Below are 16,879 nucleotides of genomic sequence, written 5' to 3'. Positions count from 1 at the left end.
GACCGCCATGGACCCCCTCCTCGCCCCCACCGGCCTCCAGATCGCCTGGTTCGCGCTCATCGCGCTCCTGTTCGGCGTGTACTTCGTGCTCGAGGGCTTCGACTTCGGCGTGCAGATGAACGTGGGCACCCTCGCCCGTGACGACCACGAGCGCCACACCCTGCTGAGCACCATCCACCCCGTCTGGGACGGCAACCAGGTGTGGATCATCACCGGCGCCGCCGCGATCTTCGCGGCCTTCCCCGAGTGGTACGCCACGCTCTTCTCCGGCTTCTACCCCGTGCTGCTGCTCCTGCTGTTCTCGCTGATCGTGCGCGTGGTCGCCTTCACCTATCGCGACGCGCGACCCGGCGACGCGTGGCGCCGCGCCTGGGACGGGATCCACGTCGCGACCGGCTTCCTGCCGCCGTTCCTCTGGGGCATCGTGCTCGGCGACGTCGTCGCGGGCGTCGAGATCGACCAGAACCGCTGGGTCGTGACCTCCGCCGCCGGGCTCCTGCAGCCCTTCGCGCTCCTCGCCGGCGTGGTGCTCGTGCTGCTCTTCTGGCTGCACGGCTCGCACTACCTCACGCTGAAGCTCCAGGGCGAGCTGCGGGAGCGGGCCCGCCGCCGGGCACGGCTGCTCATGCTCCCCGCCCTCGTGGGCGGTGCCGCGCTGCTGCTCTGGTACCAGCTGGCGTACTCGCACCAGTCGTGGACCTGGGTGCCGCTGCTCGTGGCGGCCCTCGCCCTCGTGGGGACCCTGCTCGCCCAGCGCGCCCGGCGTGAGGGTCTCAGCCTCGTGGGGACGGGCGTCGCGATCCTCGCCGCTGCGGCGACGCTGTTCGGCGGGCTGTTCCCCTACGTCATGCCGTCCACGGGCCTCGAGGGCACCGGGCTGACGGTCGCGGGCTCCTCCTCGACCCCGCACACGCTGACGATCATGCTCGTCGTGACCTGCATCCTCGTGCCGGTGATCCTCGTCTACCAGAGCTGGGCGTACTGGGTGTTCCGCCATCGTCTGAACGAGGACGGCTCCACCCGGGCCACCGTGAAGCCCCTCGCCGCCCGTCTCGCCGAGGGCCACCGTCGGGCGTTCGAGGCGGAGTGACCGCCCCCGCCGAGACCCCCGTCGGCAGCCCGGTCGACGCCCCGGCGCCGCCCGCCCGCCGCAGCCGCGCGCCCCTGGACCCGCGCCTCGTGCGGGAGGTGCGTGCCGCCCGGGGCCACGTGCTGCGCACCGTGCTGCTGGGGCTCGTGCAGGCGGCCTGCGCGATCACCGTCGCCCTCGGGCTCGCACGGATCGGCACGGCCCTGCTGCAGGACGACACCCTGCCGACGACCCTGCCGGGGACGCTCGCCGCCGTCCTCCTCGCCCTCGGCGTGAGGGCGCTCGCGGCAGGGATCACCGAGCGCTACGGCCACCGCTCCGCGACGGCCACGATCGCGGACCTCCGGCTGCGCCTGGTCTCTCACACGGCGGAGCTCGGCCCCCGGGCCGGAGCCGGGCGCGGGGCGGACGTCGCCTCGCTCGCGACGAGCGGGCTGGAGAAGCTGCGGCCCTATCTCGTGGGCTACGTCCCCCAGCTCCTGCTCGCCGCGACCGTCACCCCGCTGTGCCTCCTCGTGATCGCGCTCCTGGACCCGCTGAGCGCCGTCATCACCCTCGTGACCCTGCCGCTGATCCCGCTGTTCATGATCCTCGTGGGCTCCCTCACCGTGGGCCGCTCCGCCCGGCTCATCGAGGACATGCGCTCGCTGTGGGCGCAGCTGCTGGACCTCGTGGACGGGCTGCCCACCCTGCGCGCCCTGGGCCGCGAGCACGGGCCCGAGCAGACCGTGCGCGCGCTCGGCGACCGCCACCGCGCCTCCGCCCTCGGCTCGCTGCGCTACGCCTTCCTCTCCTCGATGGTGCTCGAGTTCCTCGCGACCCTGTGCGTCGCCCTCGTCGCGGTGAGCATCGGCCTGCGGCTCGTCGCCGGGGAGATGGAGCTCGCGCCGGCGCTCGCGGTGCTCGTGCTCGCCCCCGAGGTGCACCTGCCGCTGCGGAACGTCGGTGCCCGCTACCACGCCTCGACCGACGGCCTCGCGGCGCTCGACGCGACCTTCACCGTGCTCGCGGAGCCCCGGCCCTCCGCCGGGACGCTGCCCGCGCCGGACCTGCGCCGCTCGACCCTTGCCCTGCGGGACGTCGCCGTGGCCTCCCGGCACGGTCTCGCCCCGGACGGCGCCGAGCTCACCCTGCGCCCGGGCCGCGTGCTCGCGCTCACCGGCGCCTCCGGGACCGGCAAGACCACCGCCGTGCAGGTGCTGTTGGGCCTGCTCGACCCCGATCGCGGACGCGCCGAGGTGATCGGGCCCGACGGCGCCGTGACCGACGTCCGCGACCTGGACCGGCGCAGCTACTGGGACCAGCTGACCCTGCTCCCCCAGCGCCCGGTGCTCCCGCCGGGGACCCTCCGCGAGGTGCTCACCGCCGCCCGCCCCGGGGCGAGCCCGGAGGAGCTCGAGGAGGCGGCGCGGCTCACGGGGCTCGCCCCGGTGATCGCCGCGCGCGGCTGGGACGCTGACCTCGGCCGCGGCGGCCGCGGCCTCTCCCTCGGCGAGCGGCAGCGCCTCTCCCTCGCCCGGGCCCTCCTCTCCCCCGCCCCGCTCGTGGTCCTCGACGAGCCGACGGCCCACCTCGACGGCGGCACGGAGCAGATCGTGCTGGACCTCGTGGACCGCCTGCGCGAGCAGGGACGCACCGTCCTCGTGGTCGCCCATCGTGAGACCCTCCTCGGACGGGCGGACGACGTCGTGTCCCTCGGGACGGAGGTGACCGGATGACCGCGCTGCGCACGGCGGAGCGAGCCCTCGCGATCCCGCGGGGCCGCCTGCTCGCCGCCGTCCTCGCCGCCTCCGCGACCGCCGGGGCCGCCTTCGCCCTCGCCGCGGTCTCCGCCTATCTCGTCACCCGCGCCTGGACGATGCCTCCCGTGCTCGACCTGACGGTCGCCGTGGTCGCCGTGCGTGCCCTCGGCGTCTCCCGGGCGGTGCTGCGCTGGCTGGACCGGATGCTCGCGCACGACGTCGCCCTGCGCGGCGTCGTCTCCCTGCGCGCCACCCTGTTCACGGCGCTCGCCTCCCGCCGCGACGACGCGCTGACCCGCCTGCGCCGCGGCGACCTGCTCACCCGGCTCGGGGACGACGCCCAGGAGCTCGGCGACCACGTGGTCTCCGCGATCGTCCCCGCGCTCGTCGCGGCCGTGATGGCCATGGTCGCCGTCGTCACGATCGCCCCGATCTCGCCGCTCGGCGCGGTGGCGATGCTGCTGGGCCAGCTCGTCGCGGCTCTCCTCGCCCCCGCCGCCGCGCACCGCGCAGCCCGGGTGCGGGAGGAGGCGGTGGTCGAGGGCCGCGCGGGGGTGGGCACGAACCTGCTCGAGATCCTCGACGACGCGACCTCCCTGCGGCTCGAGGGCCGGCTCGATGAATCCCTGGCCGGTCTCGCCGCCTCCCAGCGACGCCAGGACCGCGCCCTGGACCGCGCCGCCCTGCCCGCCGCCCTCGCGACGGCCGCCGTGCCGCTCGCGATCGCGCTGACCGTCCTCGGGTCCCTGATCGCGGCGGGCGCCGCGTGGTCCGCCGGCGCCGCGACCGCCGGGCAGATCGGCGTGCTCGTGCTGCTGCCGCTCTCCGCCTTCGAGGCCGCGACCGCGCTGCCCGCCGCGGCCGCCCAGCACGCCCGCTCCCGCTCCGCCGCCGCCCGCCTCGAGGCCGCCGCCGGTGAGCGCTGGGACGCGGCCCGACCGGAGCCCTCCCGCAGCGTGGAGCGCGCGATCACCGCGCCGCTGCGCGCCCAGGGGCTCACCGCGGGCTGGACGGCCGGGGCGCCGGTCGTCCGGGACCTCGACCTCGACCTGCCCGCCGGGTCGCGGCTCGCGGTGCTCGGTCCCTCCGGCAGCGGGAAGACCACGCTGCTGCTCACGCTCGCCGGGCTGCTCGACCCGCTCGAGGGCACCGTCGACGCCGCGGGCGAGGACCCCCGTCAGCAGGTCACGGCCTTCCCCGAGGACGCGCACGTCTTCGCGACGACGCTGCGGGAGAACCTGCGCGTGGTGCGCGGGGACGTGACCGACGAGGAGGCGCGCGCCGCGCTCGCGGCCGTCGGCCTCGCGGCATGGGTGCGTACACTCCCGGCCGGCCTCGACACCCTGCTCGGACCGGACGGCACCACCGTCTCCGGCGGCGAGCGGCGTCGCCTGCTGCTGGCGCGAGCCGTGCTCCGCTCGGGGCCGATCCTCCTGCTCGACGAGCCCACCGAGCACCTCGACGCCGCCCGCGGCGACGCGCTGCTGCGCTCCCTGCTCACCCCCGGGGACGAGTCCCTCGTGCCGGCGACGAGCACGGTCGTGGTCGTCACCCATCGGGAGTCGGCGATCCCGCCCGGCACCCCCGTGCTCAGGATCGAGGAGCTCCGATGACCCGCACCCGGATCCAGGACCTCACGAGCGCCGTGCTCGCGGGCGCGGAGCCCGAGGAGCTGCTCGAGCTGCTCGTGCGCTCGGCGCGCAGCGACCTCGGGGCGGAGGATGCCCTGCTCGTGCTCGCCGACGGCTCCGGCGGCTGGGTCGTCGAGCTCGCGGACGGCCCTTCCTCCTCCCGTCTGCTCGGCGCGTCCGTCCGGCCGGCGTCGGGTCTCGGCACCGCGCTGCGCACCGGGTCGGCGGAGGGCGTCGAGTCGATCGCGACGGTGGACCTCGGCTCCGGGATGCTCGCGGTGGACGCCGCGGTGGTCGACGCCGGGGAGCACGGGACCGGCGCCCTGCTGGTGCTCGGCCCGCCGACGACGACCGGTCCCTCACGCGCCGGCACGGGCAGCCGGGAGCGGCTCGACGCGCTCGCCGCGCTCGTGGCGCTCACGCTGCGCCTCCCGGACCTCGGCGACGCGGGCGAGCTCGACGACGAGCGCGGGCGCATCGCCCGCGACCTCCACGACCTCGCGATCCAGGAGCTGTTCGCGGTGGGGATGGAGCTCGAGGCCCTCGCCCAGTCGCTGTCCTCCACCGGCGAGCCGCCCAGCAACGCCCGGATCCGCTCGGCGGTCGCCGCCGGCGTCGAGGGCGTCGAGAACGCGGTGGCGCAGATCCGTCAGATCGTGCAGTCTCTGCGCCGCGAGCGCAGTGAGGCGACGCTCGCGGAGCGGCTGCGCCACGAGGTGGGCCTCGCCACCAGCGGGCTCGGCTTCGTGCCGACCCTGCGGATGCCCGCGGACCCCTCGGAGCTCGACCGCATGCTCCCCCGGGAGATCGCCGAGGACGTGGTCGCCGTGGTGCGCGAGTGCCTCGCCAACGCCGCCCGGCATGCCCATGCGAGCGCAGTCGCCGTCTCGGTCAGCGTGATCGAGGAGGGGGTGGACCGGGTGGTCCAGGTCGACGTCTCGGACAACGGCCGCGGGATCGATCCCTCGGTCACCCGCCGCAGCGGGCTCGCGAACATGTCCTCGCGGGCGCGGCGGCACTCCGGCTGGGTCGACGCGATCAGCCTCGAGCCCGGCACGATGATCTCGTGGCGGGTGACGCTGCCCCCGGAGGACTGAGGAGGACTGGAACCGCTCCGTCGGACTCAGCGCCAGCCGGCGCGGCGCCGGGCCGCGACCATGGCGACGACCTGGGTGCGGCGCTGCATGCCGAGGGTCTGCAGGATCACCGTGATCCGGTTCTTCACCGTCTTCTCCGCGATCCCCAGCTGCTCGGCGATCTCCCGGTTCGAGTGGCCGTCGCCGATGAGCTCGACGATCCGGCCGTCCGACGGCGACAGCTCCGGCTCCTCGCTCTCGTGGCCGGCAGGCCAGATGCTCCCCCCGCCGTGCACCGCGAGGATCGCGTCGACGATCTCCTGGGAGCGGGCGGACTTCAGCACGAGCCCGGCCGCGCCGCTCTCGCGGGACTCCCGCACGGCCGCGTCGTCGTCGAAGCTCGTGAGCACGAGCATCGTCTGCTCGGGCTCGACCTCCCGGGCGCGGCGCATGACGTCGAGCCCGGTGCCGTCGGGCAGCTGGAGGTCCACCACGAGCACCTCGGGGCGGATCGCGGGCAGACGACGGTTCGCCTCGGCGACCGTGGACGCCTCCCCCACCACCTCGAGCCGGGGATGGGAGGAGATAACGGTGACGATGCCGCGCCGCACCACCTCGTGGTCGTCCACGAGCATGACGCGGATCGGGGGCGGGTTCTGGTCGCTCATCGCGAAGGTCCTTCCGTCGGGCGGGATCGGGGTGGTCGCGGGGCCCGCTGGCAGCGCGGGCAGAAGTGGCTCGAGCGGCCGGCGAAGGCACGGCGGCGGATCGGCGTCCCGCAGCGAGGGCACGGCTCCCCCTCCTTGCCGTAGGCGGCGAGGGAGCGGGCGAAGTAGCCGCTGCGGCCGTCGACGTTCACGTACAGCGCGTCGAAGCTCGTGCCGCCCACCGCGAGGGCGCGGCGCATGACGGCGGCGGTCTCCCGCAGCAGGGCGTGGGCGGTGCGCTGGGAGAGCGCCGCGCCGGGGGTGTCGTCGCGCACGCGGGCGGCCCAGAGGCCCTCGTCCGCGTAGATGTTGCCGATCCCGGAGACGAGCGCCTGGTCCAGCAGCAGCGCCTTCACCGGCGCGCGGCGGGTGCGCATCCGGCGGGCCACCTCGGGGAGGTCGATCGCGGGGTCGAGGAGGTCGCGGGCCACGTGCGCGGCGGCCTCGGGCAGCAGGGAGTCCGGGCTGCCCTCGCCGGCGGGGAGGCCGTCCGGAGCGGGGACGAGGGGGCTCGCCCAGACCCCGCCGAACAGCCGCTGGTCCACGAGGTCGATGCGGGAGCCGTCCTCGAGGGAGAGCGAGACCCGGCGGTGACGGAGCGGATCGGAGGCCGGCCCCTCGGAGGATTCGCGCGCCGGGGCCGGGGTCTCCCCCGTCGTGAGGCGGAGCTGGCCGCTCATGCCGAGGTGCGCCATGAGCGCCTCGCCCGTCTCCGCGCCGTCCGGCACCGCACCGTCGGCCGTCGGCCGTTCGACTGTCGTCCCATCGGCCAGGCGCAGCCACAGGAACTTCCCGCGGCGCACGACGGCGCTGATCCGGGCGCCGAGCAGCACGGCGCGCAGGCGGTCCTCCCCGCCGCTCTGGCGGCGCAGGCTGCGGGCGTCGAGCACCTCGAGGCCCGTGATCGTGCGGCCCACCGAACGCTCGGCGAGACCGCGACGCACCACCTCGACCTCGGGCAGCTCCGGCATGCGCGGTCCCGCCTCAGCCGCGCGGGATGAGGGTCTCGCCGCGCTCGGCGAGGATCGCCCTCACCGCGTTCTGGGCGGCGGCGAGCTCGGCGTCCTTCTTCGAATGCCCCTCGCCGCTCGCGGAGACCACGCCCTCGACGCTCACCTGCGCGGTGAAGGTCTTGTCGTGCTCGAGGCCGGTCTCGGTGATCCGGTAGACCGGGGTGAGCCCGGAGGCCGCGGCGATCTCCTGGAGACGGGACTTGAAGTCGTAGCTGGACTCGAGGAACTCGTCGGAGTCCAGCAGCGGCGACATGAGGTCCAGCACGAAGCGGCGCGAGACGTCCTGCCCGCAGGCGAGGTGCACGGAGCCGATGACGGCCTCGGTGGTGTCCGCGAGGATCGAGACCTTGGCGCGGCCGCCGGAGAGGTCCTCGCCGCGGCCGAGCTTCACGTACTCCCCCAGGTGCAGCCGGCTCGCGATCACGGCGAGCGCGCGGGCGCTCACGGTCGCGGCGCGACGCCGGGCGAGGTCGCCCTCGGGCAGGCTCGGATGGTCCGCGTAGAGCTTCTCGGTGACGGCGAGCTGCAGCACGGCGTCACCGAGGAACTCGAGGCGCTCGTTGTGCGGGATGCCGTCGTTCTCGTAGGAGTAGGAGCGGTGGGTGAGCGCGAGGTCCAGCAGGCCGGACTCGCGCAGGTCCGCCGCCTGGCCGCCGTCGAGCGGGAGCGCGTCGATCAGGCCCTGGGGGTCGGCGGCCTCGGTGGAGCGTCGCCGACGGCTCATCGCTCGTCGTCCTCGAAGAAGCCCTCGAGCGCGGCGAAGCGGTCGTCGATCACCTCGTGGTGGTGCTCGGGGTCGTCCTCCATGCGGAAGCCGCAGGTGGGGCACAGCCCCGGGCAGTCGGGACGGCACAGGGGGCGCTCGTCGGCGTCGACGGCGAGCGCGTCGCGCACGAGCGGGTTGAGGTCCGCGGTGTCGTCGTCGGCGAGGAGCACGGAGTCCTCGCGATCCGCGGCCTTGACCTTCTGCGGGTAGAGGAACAGCTCGTCGAGGCGGGAGGAGAACTCCTGCTCGACGGGGTCCAGGCAGCGGGAGCACTCCCCCACGAGGTGGGCGCCGACGGTGCCGTGGGCGTAGATCCCCTCGACGACGGACTCGAGCTCCACGTCGATGAGGAGGTCCGCGCCCTCCTCGGGCTGCATGGCGGGGCCCAGGTCGTCGCGCGCGGGAGCGGGCACGGTGCGCTCCACGTGGCGGTGGGAGCCGGTGCGGCCCACGAGGTCGACGGCGTCCAGGCGCAGTCCGGGCGCGAACTCGGGCTCGTGTGCGGCAGGGGTGGCAGGCGTGGTGGGCATGGGATTCAGGATACGCGGGAGGCGGCGACGAGTGCGTCGAGAGCGGGCGCCGGGAGCATGTCGGAGACGTCACCGCCGAGGGCGTGCACCTCCCGCACGAGGCTCGAGGAGATGTGCGCGAGATCCGCGGCGGTCAGCAGGAAGACGGTGTCCACCTCCGCGAGGTGGCGGTTCATCCGCGCCATCGGCTCCTCGTAGGCGAGGTCGACCTGGGAGCGGAGCCCGCGCACCACGGCGTGGGCCCCCGCCTCGCGGCAGAAGTCGACGAGCAGCCCACGGCCCAGGGTCCTCACCTCGCAGCGCTCGGTGAGCCCCTCCGCCGCGAGCGTCTCGCGGATGACTCGCTGGCGGGTCTCGAGATCCAGGAGGTTCTTCTTGCCGGGGTTGTGGCTCACGGCGATCACGACGGAGTCCGCGAGGGCGGCCGCGCGGCGCGCGAGGTCCAGGTGGCCCAGCGTGAAGGGGTCGAAGGATCCGGGGAGGACGACCGTGCTCATGGCCCCCACTCTAGGGGCCGGAGCGGCCGCGGACCGTCGTTCAGGCCGGGGTGAGGGCGGCGTGGTGGGTGCCGTCCTCCGCGATGCCCTCGATCGTGATCTCCCCGCGCAGCCCGGCGAGCGCGCCGGTGCCGCCGCCGGGCACGATCCGGTAGGCGAGGTCCACGGCCTCGCCCTCCATCGTCCCGGACTGCTGCAGCGTGAGGGTACCGGCGTGGCCGCCGACGGTCCCCTCGAACACCTCGAGCGCCACGTAGCCGGCGCTGCCCGCCTCGGGGTCCCCCGCGGTGAGCATGACGCCGCGGCTCGTGCCCTCGATGCCGCCGTGCCAGGTCTTCACGAGGTCGAAGCGGCCGGTGCCCTCGAGCACCGTGTCACCGGGGACCACGGAGACGGTGAAGGTCGCCGTGACGGGCACGGCGGGCTCGACGGGGCTGTCGCTGGTGCTCATCGGGTCTCCTGGTGGGAGGCGGGCTCGTCGGACCCGGTCATCCTCTCACCGGCGGTGCGCTCGGACGCGAGGATCGCGTAGGTCGCACCGTCCATCCAGCGGCCGCTGCGGTGCAGGGAGTCCTCGCGGTGCACGGCCTCCAGGCGCATGCCGATCTTCTCCATCACGCGGCGGGAGGCGGTGTTGACGGCGAAGCACTCGGCGACGACGCGGCGGATCCCGAGGCCGTCGATCGCGACGTCGAGCAGGGCCGCGGCGAGCTCGGTGCCGATCCCCTCGCCCTGCCGGCCCGGGTCGACGGTCCAGCCGAGCTCGGCGAGGGTTCCGCGGGCCTGCTCGACCACGTCGGACTGCCCCCAGGCGTCCTGGATCTTGATCATGCCGGTCGCGACGATCACCCCGTCCCGCTCGGCGACGACGGTGCTCACGAGGCGGCTCGGCTCGTCCCACCACTCCTGCATCGCCGCGAGGTCCGCGGGGCGGGTGGTCGTGTACTCCTGCACGTCCTCGCGTCCGTACCAGGGCCAGATCGCGGCGGCGTCCTCCGGGCGCGCGGGGCGCAGGACGAGCCGGGCGGTGCGCAGGGGCCAGTCGAGGTCGGCGAGGACGGGGAGAGCAGGACGCGTGTCGGTCACCGCCTCAGGGTAGGACCGGAACCGCCGTGAGCCGGCATCGACCGAGGTGACGCCCCCTCGCCGCCGGGGCTCACGTCGACGTCCGGCCGGCGGGCCCGCGCGATTTCCACGAAGGCCGGCACCGGGTCGATCCCGCGCACCTCGTGACCGCGGTCGACGGCTCAGGGGCGCGCCGGGGACGGGGTCAGGCGAGCGGCGGGTTCAGCCGCGCCACGGCCTCCTCGTAGCTGCCGCGCACCTCCGCGAGGCGCAGCGGCTCCACGTGCCGCACGAGGATCTCGCGGGAGGCGCGCGGGTCCGCGGGCTCCGTCGCGAGCAGGGAGAGGACCTCGTCCGCGAACGCCTCGAGGTCCATGGCGCCGGGGCTGTCGCGGTGACCGGGCATGAGGTCGGTGCCGACGGCCGGCGGCACGAGCTCGATCATCTCGATGCCCGCCGGCGCGAGCTGCAGGCGCAGGGACTCGGTGAGCTGGTGCACCGCGGCCTTGGTGGCCGTGTAGGTGGGCGTGGCACGCATCGGCACGTGGGCGAGGCCGGAGGTGACGGTCATGATCGTGGCGTCGCCCCGGGCGCGGAAGTGCTCCTGGACGGCGGCTATCAGGCGGATCGTGCCCAGCAGGTTCGTCGTCACGGCCCGCTCGGCGGTCGCGAGCGCCGTGGCGGTGTCGGACCAGTCCTCCGCCTGCATGATCCCGGCCATCGTCACGAGCACGTCGAGCTCCGGGTGGCGCTGGATCACCTCGGCGACGGCGTGCTCGATGCTGCGGGGATCGGCGACGTCGATCTCGATCGTGTCGAGCCCCGGGTGCTCCCGGGCGATCTGCTCGAGGAGGGCGGTCCGACGGCCGCCGACGATCACGGTGCTGCCCTGCTCCCGCAGGCGCAGGGCGAGGGCGAGTCCGATGCCGCTCGTCGCGCCGGGGACGAGGATCGTGTGGCCGCTGAGGTCCGCTCGAAGTGTCATGACCCCAGCGTGGGCCCGGCGAGCGCGGCGCTCCAGGCCGCGACGATCGGGGGATCCGCGATCCCTGGATACGCCCCGGACGCCCTGCGATGCTTCGGGGATGGATCGTCCCGCGCTCGCCGCCTTCCTCGTGCAGCACCGTGCCGGCCTCCGCCCGGAGGACGTCGGGCTGCCCGCGGGCGCCCGCCGCCGCACCGCAGGGCTGCGCCGCGAGGAGGTCGCCCTGCTCGCGGCGATGTCCGTCGACTACTACACGCGGCTCGAGCAGCGGCGCGGTCCGCAGCCGAGCCCTCCGCTGCTCGCCGCTCTCGCCCGCGCGCTGCGCCTCACCGAGGACGAGCGCGACTACCTCTTCCGCGTGGCGGGTCATCCCGCGCCGGACCGCTCCTCCCCGCAGGGGCACGTCGCCCCCGGGCTGCTGCGCGTGCTGGACCGGCTCACCGACACGCCCGCGCTGATCATCAGCTCCCTCGGGGAGACGCTCGTGCAGAACGAGCCGGCCCGCGCCCTGTTCGGGGACACGGACCGTCTGCGGAGCCCGGAGCGCTCCGCGATCCACCGCTGGTTCGCCGATCCCGCCTCCGGCCGCCGCGCCTACCCGGCGCGGGACCACGCGCACCAGGGTCGCCTCCAGGTCGCCCAGCTGCGCGCCGCCTACGGCAGGGAGGCCACCCGTGCCCGCGCCGCGGAGATGGCCCGCGACCTCGCCGCGCGCAGCCCCGAGTTCGCCCGGCTGTGGGAGCGGCAGGAGGTGGGGCACCGCTTCGAGGACCACAAGACCGTCGTGCACCCGCAGATCGGCGAGATCGACGTGGACTGCCAGGCCCTGTTCACCGAGGACGAGTCCCAGGTGCTGCTCGTGCTCACCGCGCCGCCCCGCTCCGAGGCCGCGAGCAGGCTCGCGCTGCTCGCGGTGATCGGCAGCGAGGATCCGCTCACAGCGGAGCCCGGTGTGCGCCGGGCCACGGGATCGTAGGCTCGGCCCATGGACGCCATCGAGCCGATCGACGCCGCCGGACCGTCGGCGATCTCCGGACCGTCGAGCAGCACCGGACCGTCGGCCAGCACCGCTCCGTCGCGCGCGACCGAGCCGCTGCTGCGGGAGCTCGTCGGCGCGGTGCTGCGCGAGGAGCGCCTCCGCCAGGGCCTCACCCTCGCTCGTCTCGCCGCGGCGAGCGGGGTGAGCATGCAGCACCTGAGCGACGTCGAGCGCGGCCGCAAGGACCCCTCCTCCGAGGTGCTCGCCGCGATCACCGGCGCCCTCGGCCTCAGCGTCTACGAGATCGGTGACCGGGTCGCCGCGGCCCGCCGCTCCCCCGCCGCCCTGCGCGTCCTCGACCTCACCGTCGCCGGGCGTCAGGAGCTGCCGCTCCCGGGGCCGACGGCCGCGTCGACCGGCGCCCAGGCCGCCGGTCCGGTGCTGCTCAGCGTCGCCTGACCGGCAGCACCGGACCTGAGCTGAAGCGTCGGAGCAGCACCGTCGGACCGGCGTCCCCGACCTCAGCGTCGACGGAGCACCGTGTCCGCGAGGCCGTAGTCGACGGCCGCCTGCGCGTCGAGCACCCGCTCCCGCTCGAGGTCCTCGCGGACCTGTGCGAGCGGACGGCCGCTGTGCTCGGCGAGCACCGTCTCGAGCTCGCGCCGCACCCGCTCGACCTCCTGGGTCGCGAGGATGAGGTCCGGGATCGCGCCACGGCCGCTCGCCTCGAGCGGGTGCAGCACCACCCGGGCGTGAGGGAGCACCGAGCGCAGCCCCGGGGTGCCCGCGGCGAGCAGCACGACCGGCGCCGCGACCACCTGGCCGATGCAGGTCACGGCGACCGGGCAGCGCACGTACGCGAGGGCGTCGTGGATCGCGAGCACGGCCTGCGCGTCCCCGCCCTCGGAGTTGAGGTACAGCTGGATCGGCTGCCCGGGGGCGTCGTTCTCGAGGTGGAGGACCTGGGCGATGATCGTGTTGGCGACCCCGTCGTCCACCCCGGTGCCGAGGTAGACGATGCGGTCGGACAGCAGGCGGGAGAAGACGTCCGCGCTGCGCTCGGTCCCGCTGACGGTGCGCTCGATGACGCTGGGGATCGTGTAGGAGCTCATCGCGACACCCCGCTCGTGCGGGCCGGGCCGCCGAAGGGCAGGAGCTCGGTGAGGGAGCCCAGCACGTGGTCGGCGAAGCCGTACTCGACGGCCGCCTGCGCCTCCCAGATCCGATCCCGCTCCGAGTCCCGGGCGATCCTCTCGCGGCTCTGCCCGGTGCGCTCCGCGGTGAGGTCCAGCAGCAGGTCCCGGCCACGGCGGAGGTCCTCCGCCTGGAGCTCGATGTCCGCGGCGCTGCCGCCGAACCCGGCCGACCCCTGGTGCATGAGCACGCGGGCGTGCGGGAGCACGTACCGCTTGCCGGGCGTGCCGTGGGTGAGCAGGAACTGCCCGGCGCTGTAGGCCATGCCGAGGGCGACGGTGCGCACGTCGCACGGGACGAGGTCCATGAGGTCGCCGATCGCGAGCATCGCGGGGACCAGGCCGCCCGGGGAGTTGATCAGCAGGGTCACGTCCCGGGTGGGGTCCTCGGCGGCGAGGAGGACCAGCTGGGCGCACAGCTGCGCGCCGTTGTCCTGCTCGAGCTCCCGGTCCAGCAGCAGGATCCGCTGGTGCAGGAGGCCGGCGGCGGTGCGCTCGGCGAGGGCGGTGGGCGGAGGGGTCTCGGTCTCGGCGGTGAGGGCCGGTGTCGATGTCATGCCCCCGAGCCTGCTCCGCCGGTCGGATCGACGGGACGGTCTCCGTCCTGCGCTGATCAGCGGGCGGCGGAGGTCCTCAGCCCGAGGGCACCTTCACGATGGTCCGATTCCGTTCCAGATCGGCGCCGCATCTGGAACGGAATCGGACCATCCGCGAGCTGGGGCAGCGGCGAGCAACGTGAGCAAGCGCGCGGGCGAGGTGGCGGTGAGCGAGGTCAGGTGGCCGGGCCGCCGTACTGGAGCACGGTCTCGCCGTAGCTCTTGGTGCCGTCGTCCGCCCAGCCCTCGGGCCAGGTGATCGGGCGGGTGCGGCTGCTGCGTTCGATCACCACGAGGGCGTCGTCGGCGAGCGCGGGACGCAGGGTCACCAGGAGCGTCTCGAGGGTGTCCGTCGGGGCGTCGTAGGGCGGGTCGAGGAACACGAGGGTCCACGGCTCGCGGGAGCCCGCCTCCGCGGCGAGCTGGGCGGCGACGGTCTCGGCGCGGCCGGCGCGCACGGTGCAACGATCGGCGAGGCCCAGCTCCCGTGCGGCCGCGCCCAGCGAGCGGGCGCTCGGCGCGTGCAGCTCCACGAGCAGGGCGTGCGCGGCGCCGCGGGAGAGGGACTCGAAGGCGAGGGCGCCGGTACCGGCGTACAGGTCGAGCACGCGCGCGCCGGCGAGGGCGTCCCAGCCGTCCAGCCGCGAGAAGAGCGCCTCGCGCACCCGGTCCGAGGTGGGCCGGGTGCCCTTGGAGACGATGCCGGGGATGGTCCGGCCCCCGAGGCTGCCGGAGACGATGCGGGGCACGTCAGCTCCTCTCCACGTCGGCGTCCGCCAGACGGGTCTCGATCGCCGCGGCGAGCACGGGATGGTCGGTGAGATCCGGGTCCGCGGCGACGAGCGGGAAGGCGTCCTCGCGGGCCCGGGCGATGACCTCGCCGTCGCGGATGACGTCGAGGTGCTGGAGCGTACGGCCCAGGCCGGACTGCAGCTCCCCCACGAGGTCGCCCGCGCCGCGGCGGTGGAGGTCGAGCTCGGCGAGGGCGAAGCCGTCGGTCGCCTCCGCGACGGACTGCAGGTGCTGGGAGGAGACGGAGCCCTGCTCGACCCGGGTGTCGAGGAACGCGATGCCGGGGGCCTCGCCGCGCCCCACGCGCCCGCGCAGCTGGTGCAGCTGGGACACGCCGAAGCGCTCCGCATCCAGCACGATCATGGTCGAGGCGTTGGGGACGTCGACGCCCACCTCGATGACGGTGGTCGCGACGAGCACGTCGATCCTCCCGGCGACGACGTCCTCCATGACCTGCTGCTTCTCCTCGGTGCCGAGCCGGCCGTGGAGCACGCCCACGCGGGCGCCCGCGAGCTCGGGGCGGGAGGCGAGGCGGGCGGCGGTCTCGGTGACGCCGCGCGGGGGCGGCAGCGGCTCGCTCCCCTCCGGGTCCGGTGGGGCGGCGTCGTCCTCGTCGATGCGCGGGCAGACCACGAACACCTGCCGGCCCGCGGCGACCTCCTCCCCGGCGCGCGCCCACATCCGCTGCTCCCAGCGCGGGAGCGACTCATGGACGACGAAGCTCGTGACGCCGGCGCGGCGCCCGGGGCTCTCGCGGAGGGTGAGCACGTCGAGGTCGCCCACCACGGCGAGCGCGGCGGTGCGCGGGATGGGTGTCGCGGTCATGACGACGACGTGCGGGCTCATGCCGCCCGGCCCCTTGGAGCGGAGGCGGCGGCGGTGGTCCACGCCGAAGCGGTGCTGCTCGTCGATGACGACGAGGCCCAGCGAGGCGAACTCGACGGACTCCGTGAGCAGGGCATGGGTGCCGATGACGATGCCCGCCTCGCCGGAGGTGACGTCGAGGAGGGTGCGCCGGCGCTCGGCGGTGCGCTGTGAGCCGGTGAGCAGGCGCACGGAGGTCGCGTCGGCGTGACCGTCGAGCCGGCCGGCGGCGGCGAGGTCGCCGAGCAGTCCCGTGATCGTGCGGTGGTGCTGCTCGGCGAGGACCTCGGTGGGCGCCAGCAGGGCCGCCTGGTGCCCGGAGTCGACGGCCCTGAGCATGGCCCGCAGCGCGATGACGGTCTTGCCGGAGCCGACGTCCCCCTGGAGCAGCACCGAGGTGGGGTGCTCGCGGGCGAGGCGCTCCTCGAGGGCCGCCCCCACCTCGAGCTGCCCGTCGGTGAGGGTGAAGGGCAGGCGTGCGTCGAGGGCGGGGCGCAGCGGGCCGTCGCCGCGCAGGGCGGGCGCGGGGGTGCGCTCGTCCTGGGCGCGGCGCTGGGCGAAGATCGCCTGCAGCACGAAGGCCTCCTCGAACACCAGGTGCGCCCGGCCCGCGAGCGTGTCCTCGACGGTCAGCGGGTGGTGGAGGGCGCGGGCGGCGTCGGCCAGCGACAGCAGGCCGCGCCGGCGGAGCACCGCGTCCGGGAGGATCCGCTGGAGGCCGTCGGCGAACTCGAGCCCCCGCTCGGTCGCGTCCCGCATCGTCTTCTGGGCGACGTTCTTCTTCAGCGGGTACACGGGCAGGGGCCGCTCGGCCCGGGCGCGCCCCTCCGGGGTGTCCTCGTACTCCTCGTAGCGCGGATGGGTGAGCTGGGGGGTGCCCGTGCGCGAGTCGCGCCCCGCGATCCCGTAGACGGTGTACCGCTCCCCCACGCGCAGACGGGACCGGTGCCACGCCACCTGGTGCTCCTTGGCGAGGAAGAAGACCAGCTCGAGGGCGGAGTCGCCGTCGGTCACGTCGACGATGAGCAGGGTGCCGCGCCGGTTGCGCATGCTGCGCGCGGTCAGCCCGGTCACGGTGACGACCGCGGCCATCTCCTCTCCCTCGGCGACCTCGTGGATCGAGCGGAGGGCGGCGGGCACGGTGTAGCGGCGCGGGGCGAAGCGGAGCATGTCGTCGAGGGTGTGCACGTCAAATCCGTGCATCGCCTTGAGCTCCTTGGACTCGAGGACCTCCTCGAGCGGCAGGGAGCCGGTGCCCCGTGCCGGGGTTCGCGTCCGCGCCACCGCAGCCTCCTGTCCTGTGCCGTCGCCGGGTCCATCGTGCCATCCCCGCAGGGTGCTGTGGCGGAGTCC

18 protein-coding genes are annotated in these 16,879 nt (G+C 75.0%); 6 read left to right on the top strand and 12 right to left on the bottom strand.

Going from position 1 to position 16,879, the window contains the following annotated elements; all coding sequences use genetic code 11:
- Positions 1-7 precede the first annotated feature (7 nt).
- The 4 genes from cydB to ACYVAP_RS06910 are packed head-to-tail and all read left to right on the top strand — an operon-like array spanning position 8 to position 5,560.
- Positions 8-1,090, top strand: coding sequence for a cytochrome d ubiquinol oxidase subunit II (gene cydB, locus ACYVAP_RS06925; RefSeq protein WP_498860096.1), 1,083 nt, complete (start codon positions 8-10; stop codon positions 1,088-1,090).
- The gene (cydD, locus tag ACYVAP_RS06920; protein WP_498860095.1) at positions 1,087-2,808 is read left to right on the top strand and encodes an ABC transporter ATP-binding protein/permease; all 1,722 of its coding nucleotides are present in this window, start codon (positions 1,087-1,089) and stop codon (positions 2,806-2,808) included. The genes cydB and cydD overlap by 4 nt, the downstream gene beginning before the upstream one ends.
- Complete coding sequence (cydC, locus tag ACYVAP_RS06915; protein WP_498860094.1) at positions 2,805-4,445, top strand: amino acid ABC transporter ATP-binding/permease protein; 1,641 nt, start codon at positions 2,805-2,807, stop codon at positions 4,443-4,445. The genes cydD and cydC overlap by 4 nt, the downstream gene beginning before the upstream one ends.
- Positions 4,442-5,560, top strand: a complete 1,119-nt coding sequence (locus ACYVAP_RS06910; protein ID WP_498860093.1) for a sensor histidine kinase — start codon at positions 4,442-4,444, stop codon at positions 5,558-5,560. The genes cydC and ACYVAP_RS06910 overlap by 4 nt, the downstream gene beginning before the upstream one ends.
- Positions 5,561-5,586: 26 nt before the next feature.
- On the opposite strand, the gene ACYVAP_RS06905 is transcribed toward ACYVAP_RS06910, so the two are convergent.
- The 8 genes from ACYVAP_RS06905 to ACYVAP_RS06870 form a co-directional block, all read right to left on the bottom strand.
- Positions 5,587-6,207, bottom strand: coding sequence for a response regulator (locus ACYVAP_RS06905; protein ID WP_498860092.1), 621 nt, complete (start codon positions 6,205-6,207; stop codon positions 5,587-5,589).
- Entirely contained in the window at positions 6,204-7,217 is a 1,014-nt protein-coding gene (gene mutM / locus ACYVAP_RS06900) for an Fpg/Nei family DNA glycosylase (protein ID WP_498860091.1), read from the bottom strand. The genes ACYVAP_RS06905 and mutM overlap by 4 nt, the downstream gene beginning before the upstream one ends.
- 13 nt (positions 7,218-7,230) lie before the next feature.
- Positions 7,231-7,983 (bottom strand): ribonuclease III, encoded by a 753-nt coding sequence (gene rnc, locus ACYVAP_RS06895; protein ID WP_259359643.1) that lies wholly within the window; start codon positions 7,981-7,983, stop codon positions 7,231-7,233.
- The gene (locus ACYVAP_RS06890) at positions 7,980-8,555 is read right to left on the bottom strand and encodes a YceD family protein (RefSeq protein WP_264450811.1); all 576 of its coding nucleotides are present in this window, start codon (positions 8,553-8,555) and stop codon (positions 7,980-7,982) included. Before ACYVAP_RS06890 ends, rnc begins: the two co-directional genes overlap by 4 nt.
- 5 nt (positions 8,556-8,560) lie before the next feature.
- Entirely contained in the window at positions 8,561-9,052 is a 492-nt protein-coding gene (gene coaD, locus ACYVAP_RS06885; RefSeq protein ID WP_264450812.1) for a pantetheine-phosphate adenylyltransferase, read from the bottom strand.
- A 40-nt stretch (positions 9,053-9,092) separates the two neighbouring features.
- A complete protein-coding gene (locus tag ACYVAP_RS06880; RefSeq protein WP_498860090.1) occupies positions 9,093-9,503 on the bottom strand; it encodes a DUF3224 domain-containing protein in 411 nt (136 codons plus the stop codon).
- Complete coding sequence (locus ACYVAP_RS06875) at positions 9,500-10,138, bottom strand: GNAT family N-acetyltransferase (protein ID WP_498860089.1); 639 nt, start codon at positions 10,136-10,138, stop codon at positions 9,500-9,502. Before ACYVAP_RS06875 ends, ACYVAP_RS06880 begins: the two co-directional genes overlap by 4 nt.
- A 184-nt stretch (positions 10,139-10,322) precedes the next feature.
- Entirely contained in the window at positions 10,323-11,102 is a 780-nt protein-coding gene (locus ACYVAP_RS06870; RefSeq protein ID WP_498860088.1) for an SDR family oxidoreductase, read from the bottom strand.
- 100 nt (positions 11,103-11,202) lie between these two features.
- On the opposite strand from ACYVAP_RS06870, the gene ACYVAP_RS06865 reads away from it, so the two are divergent.
- Together ACYVAP_RS06865 and ACYVAP_RS06860 are read left to right on the top strand one after the other, a co-directional pair.
- Positions 11,203-12,078, top strand: coding sequence for a helix-turn-helix transcriptional regulator (locus ACYVAP_RS06865; protein WP_498860087.1), 876 nt, complete (start codon positions 11,203-11,205; stop codon positions 12,076-12,078).
- Between the two features lie 9 nt (positions 12,079-12,087).
- Positions 12,088-12,540, top strand: a complete 453-nt coding sequence (locus ACYVAP_RS06860; RefSeq protein WP_498860086.1) for a helix-turn-helix domain-containing protein — start codon at positions 12,088-12,090, stop codon at positions 12,538-12,540.
- 62 nt (positions 12,541-12,602) lie between these two features.
- On the opposite strand, the gene ACYVAP_RS06855 is transcribed toward ACYVAP_RS06860, so the two are convergent.
- The 4 genes from ACYVAP_RS06855 to ACYVAP_RS06840 all read right to left on the bottom strand — a co-directional run bounded on the left by ACYVAP_RS06855 (position 12,603) and on the right by ACYVAP_RS06840 (position 16,810).
- Entirely contained in the window at positions 12,603-13,193 is a 591-nt protein-coding gene (locus ACYVAP_RS06855) for a ClpP family protease (protein ID WP_498860085.1), read from the bottom strand.
- Positions 13,190-13,831 carry a ClpP family protease gene (locus tag ACYVAP_RS06850; protein WP_498860084.1) on the bottom strand — a complete coding sequence of 214 codons (642 nt, stop codon included), beginning with the start codon at positions 13,829-13,831 and terminating at the stop codon, positions 13,190-13,192. Before ACYVAP_RS06850 ends, ACYVAP_RS06855 begins: the two co-directional genes overlap by 4 nt.
- Positions 13,832-14,046: 215 nt before the next feature.
- Positions 14,047-14,619, bottom strand: a complete 573-nt coding sequence (locus tag ACYVAP_RS06845) for an RsmD family RNA methyltransferase (protein WP_498860083.1) — start codon at positions 14,617-14,619, stop codon at positions 14,047-14,049.
- A 1-nt stretch (position 14,620) separates the two neighbouring features.
- Positions 14,621-16,810: an ATP-dependent DNA helicase RecG gene (locus tag ACYVAP_RS06840; protein WP_498860082.1), complete on the bottom strand. Its 2,190-nt coding sequence runs from the start codon at positions 16,808-16,810 to the stop codon at positions 14,621-14,623.
- Positions 16,811-16,879 lie beyond the last annotated feature (69 nt).

The sequence above is a fragment of the Brachybacterium horti genome (assembly GCF_054777615.1).
This window is presented reverse-complemented; position numbering and strand designations above follow the sequence as displayed.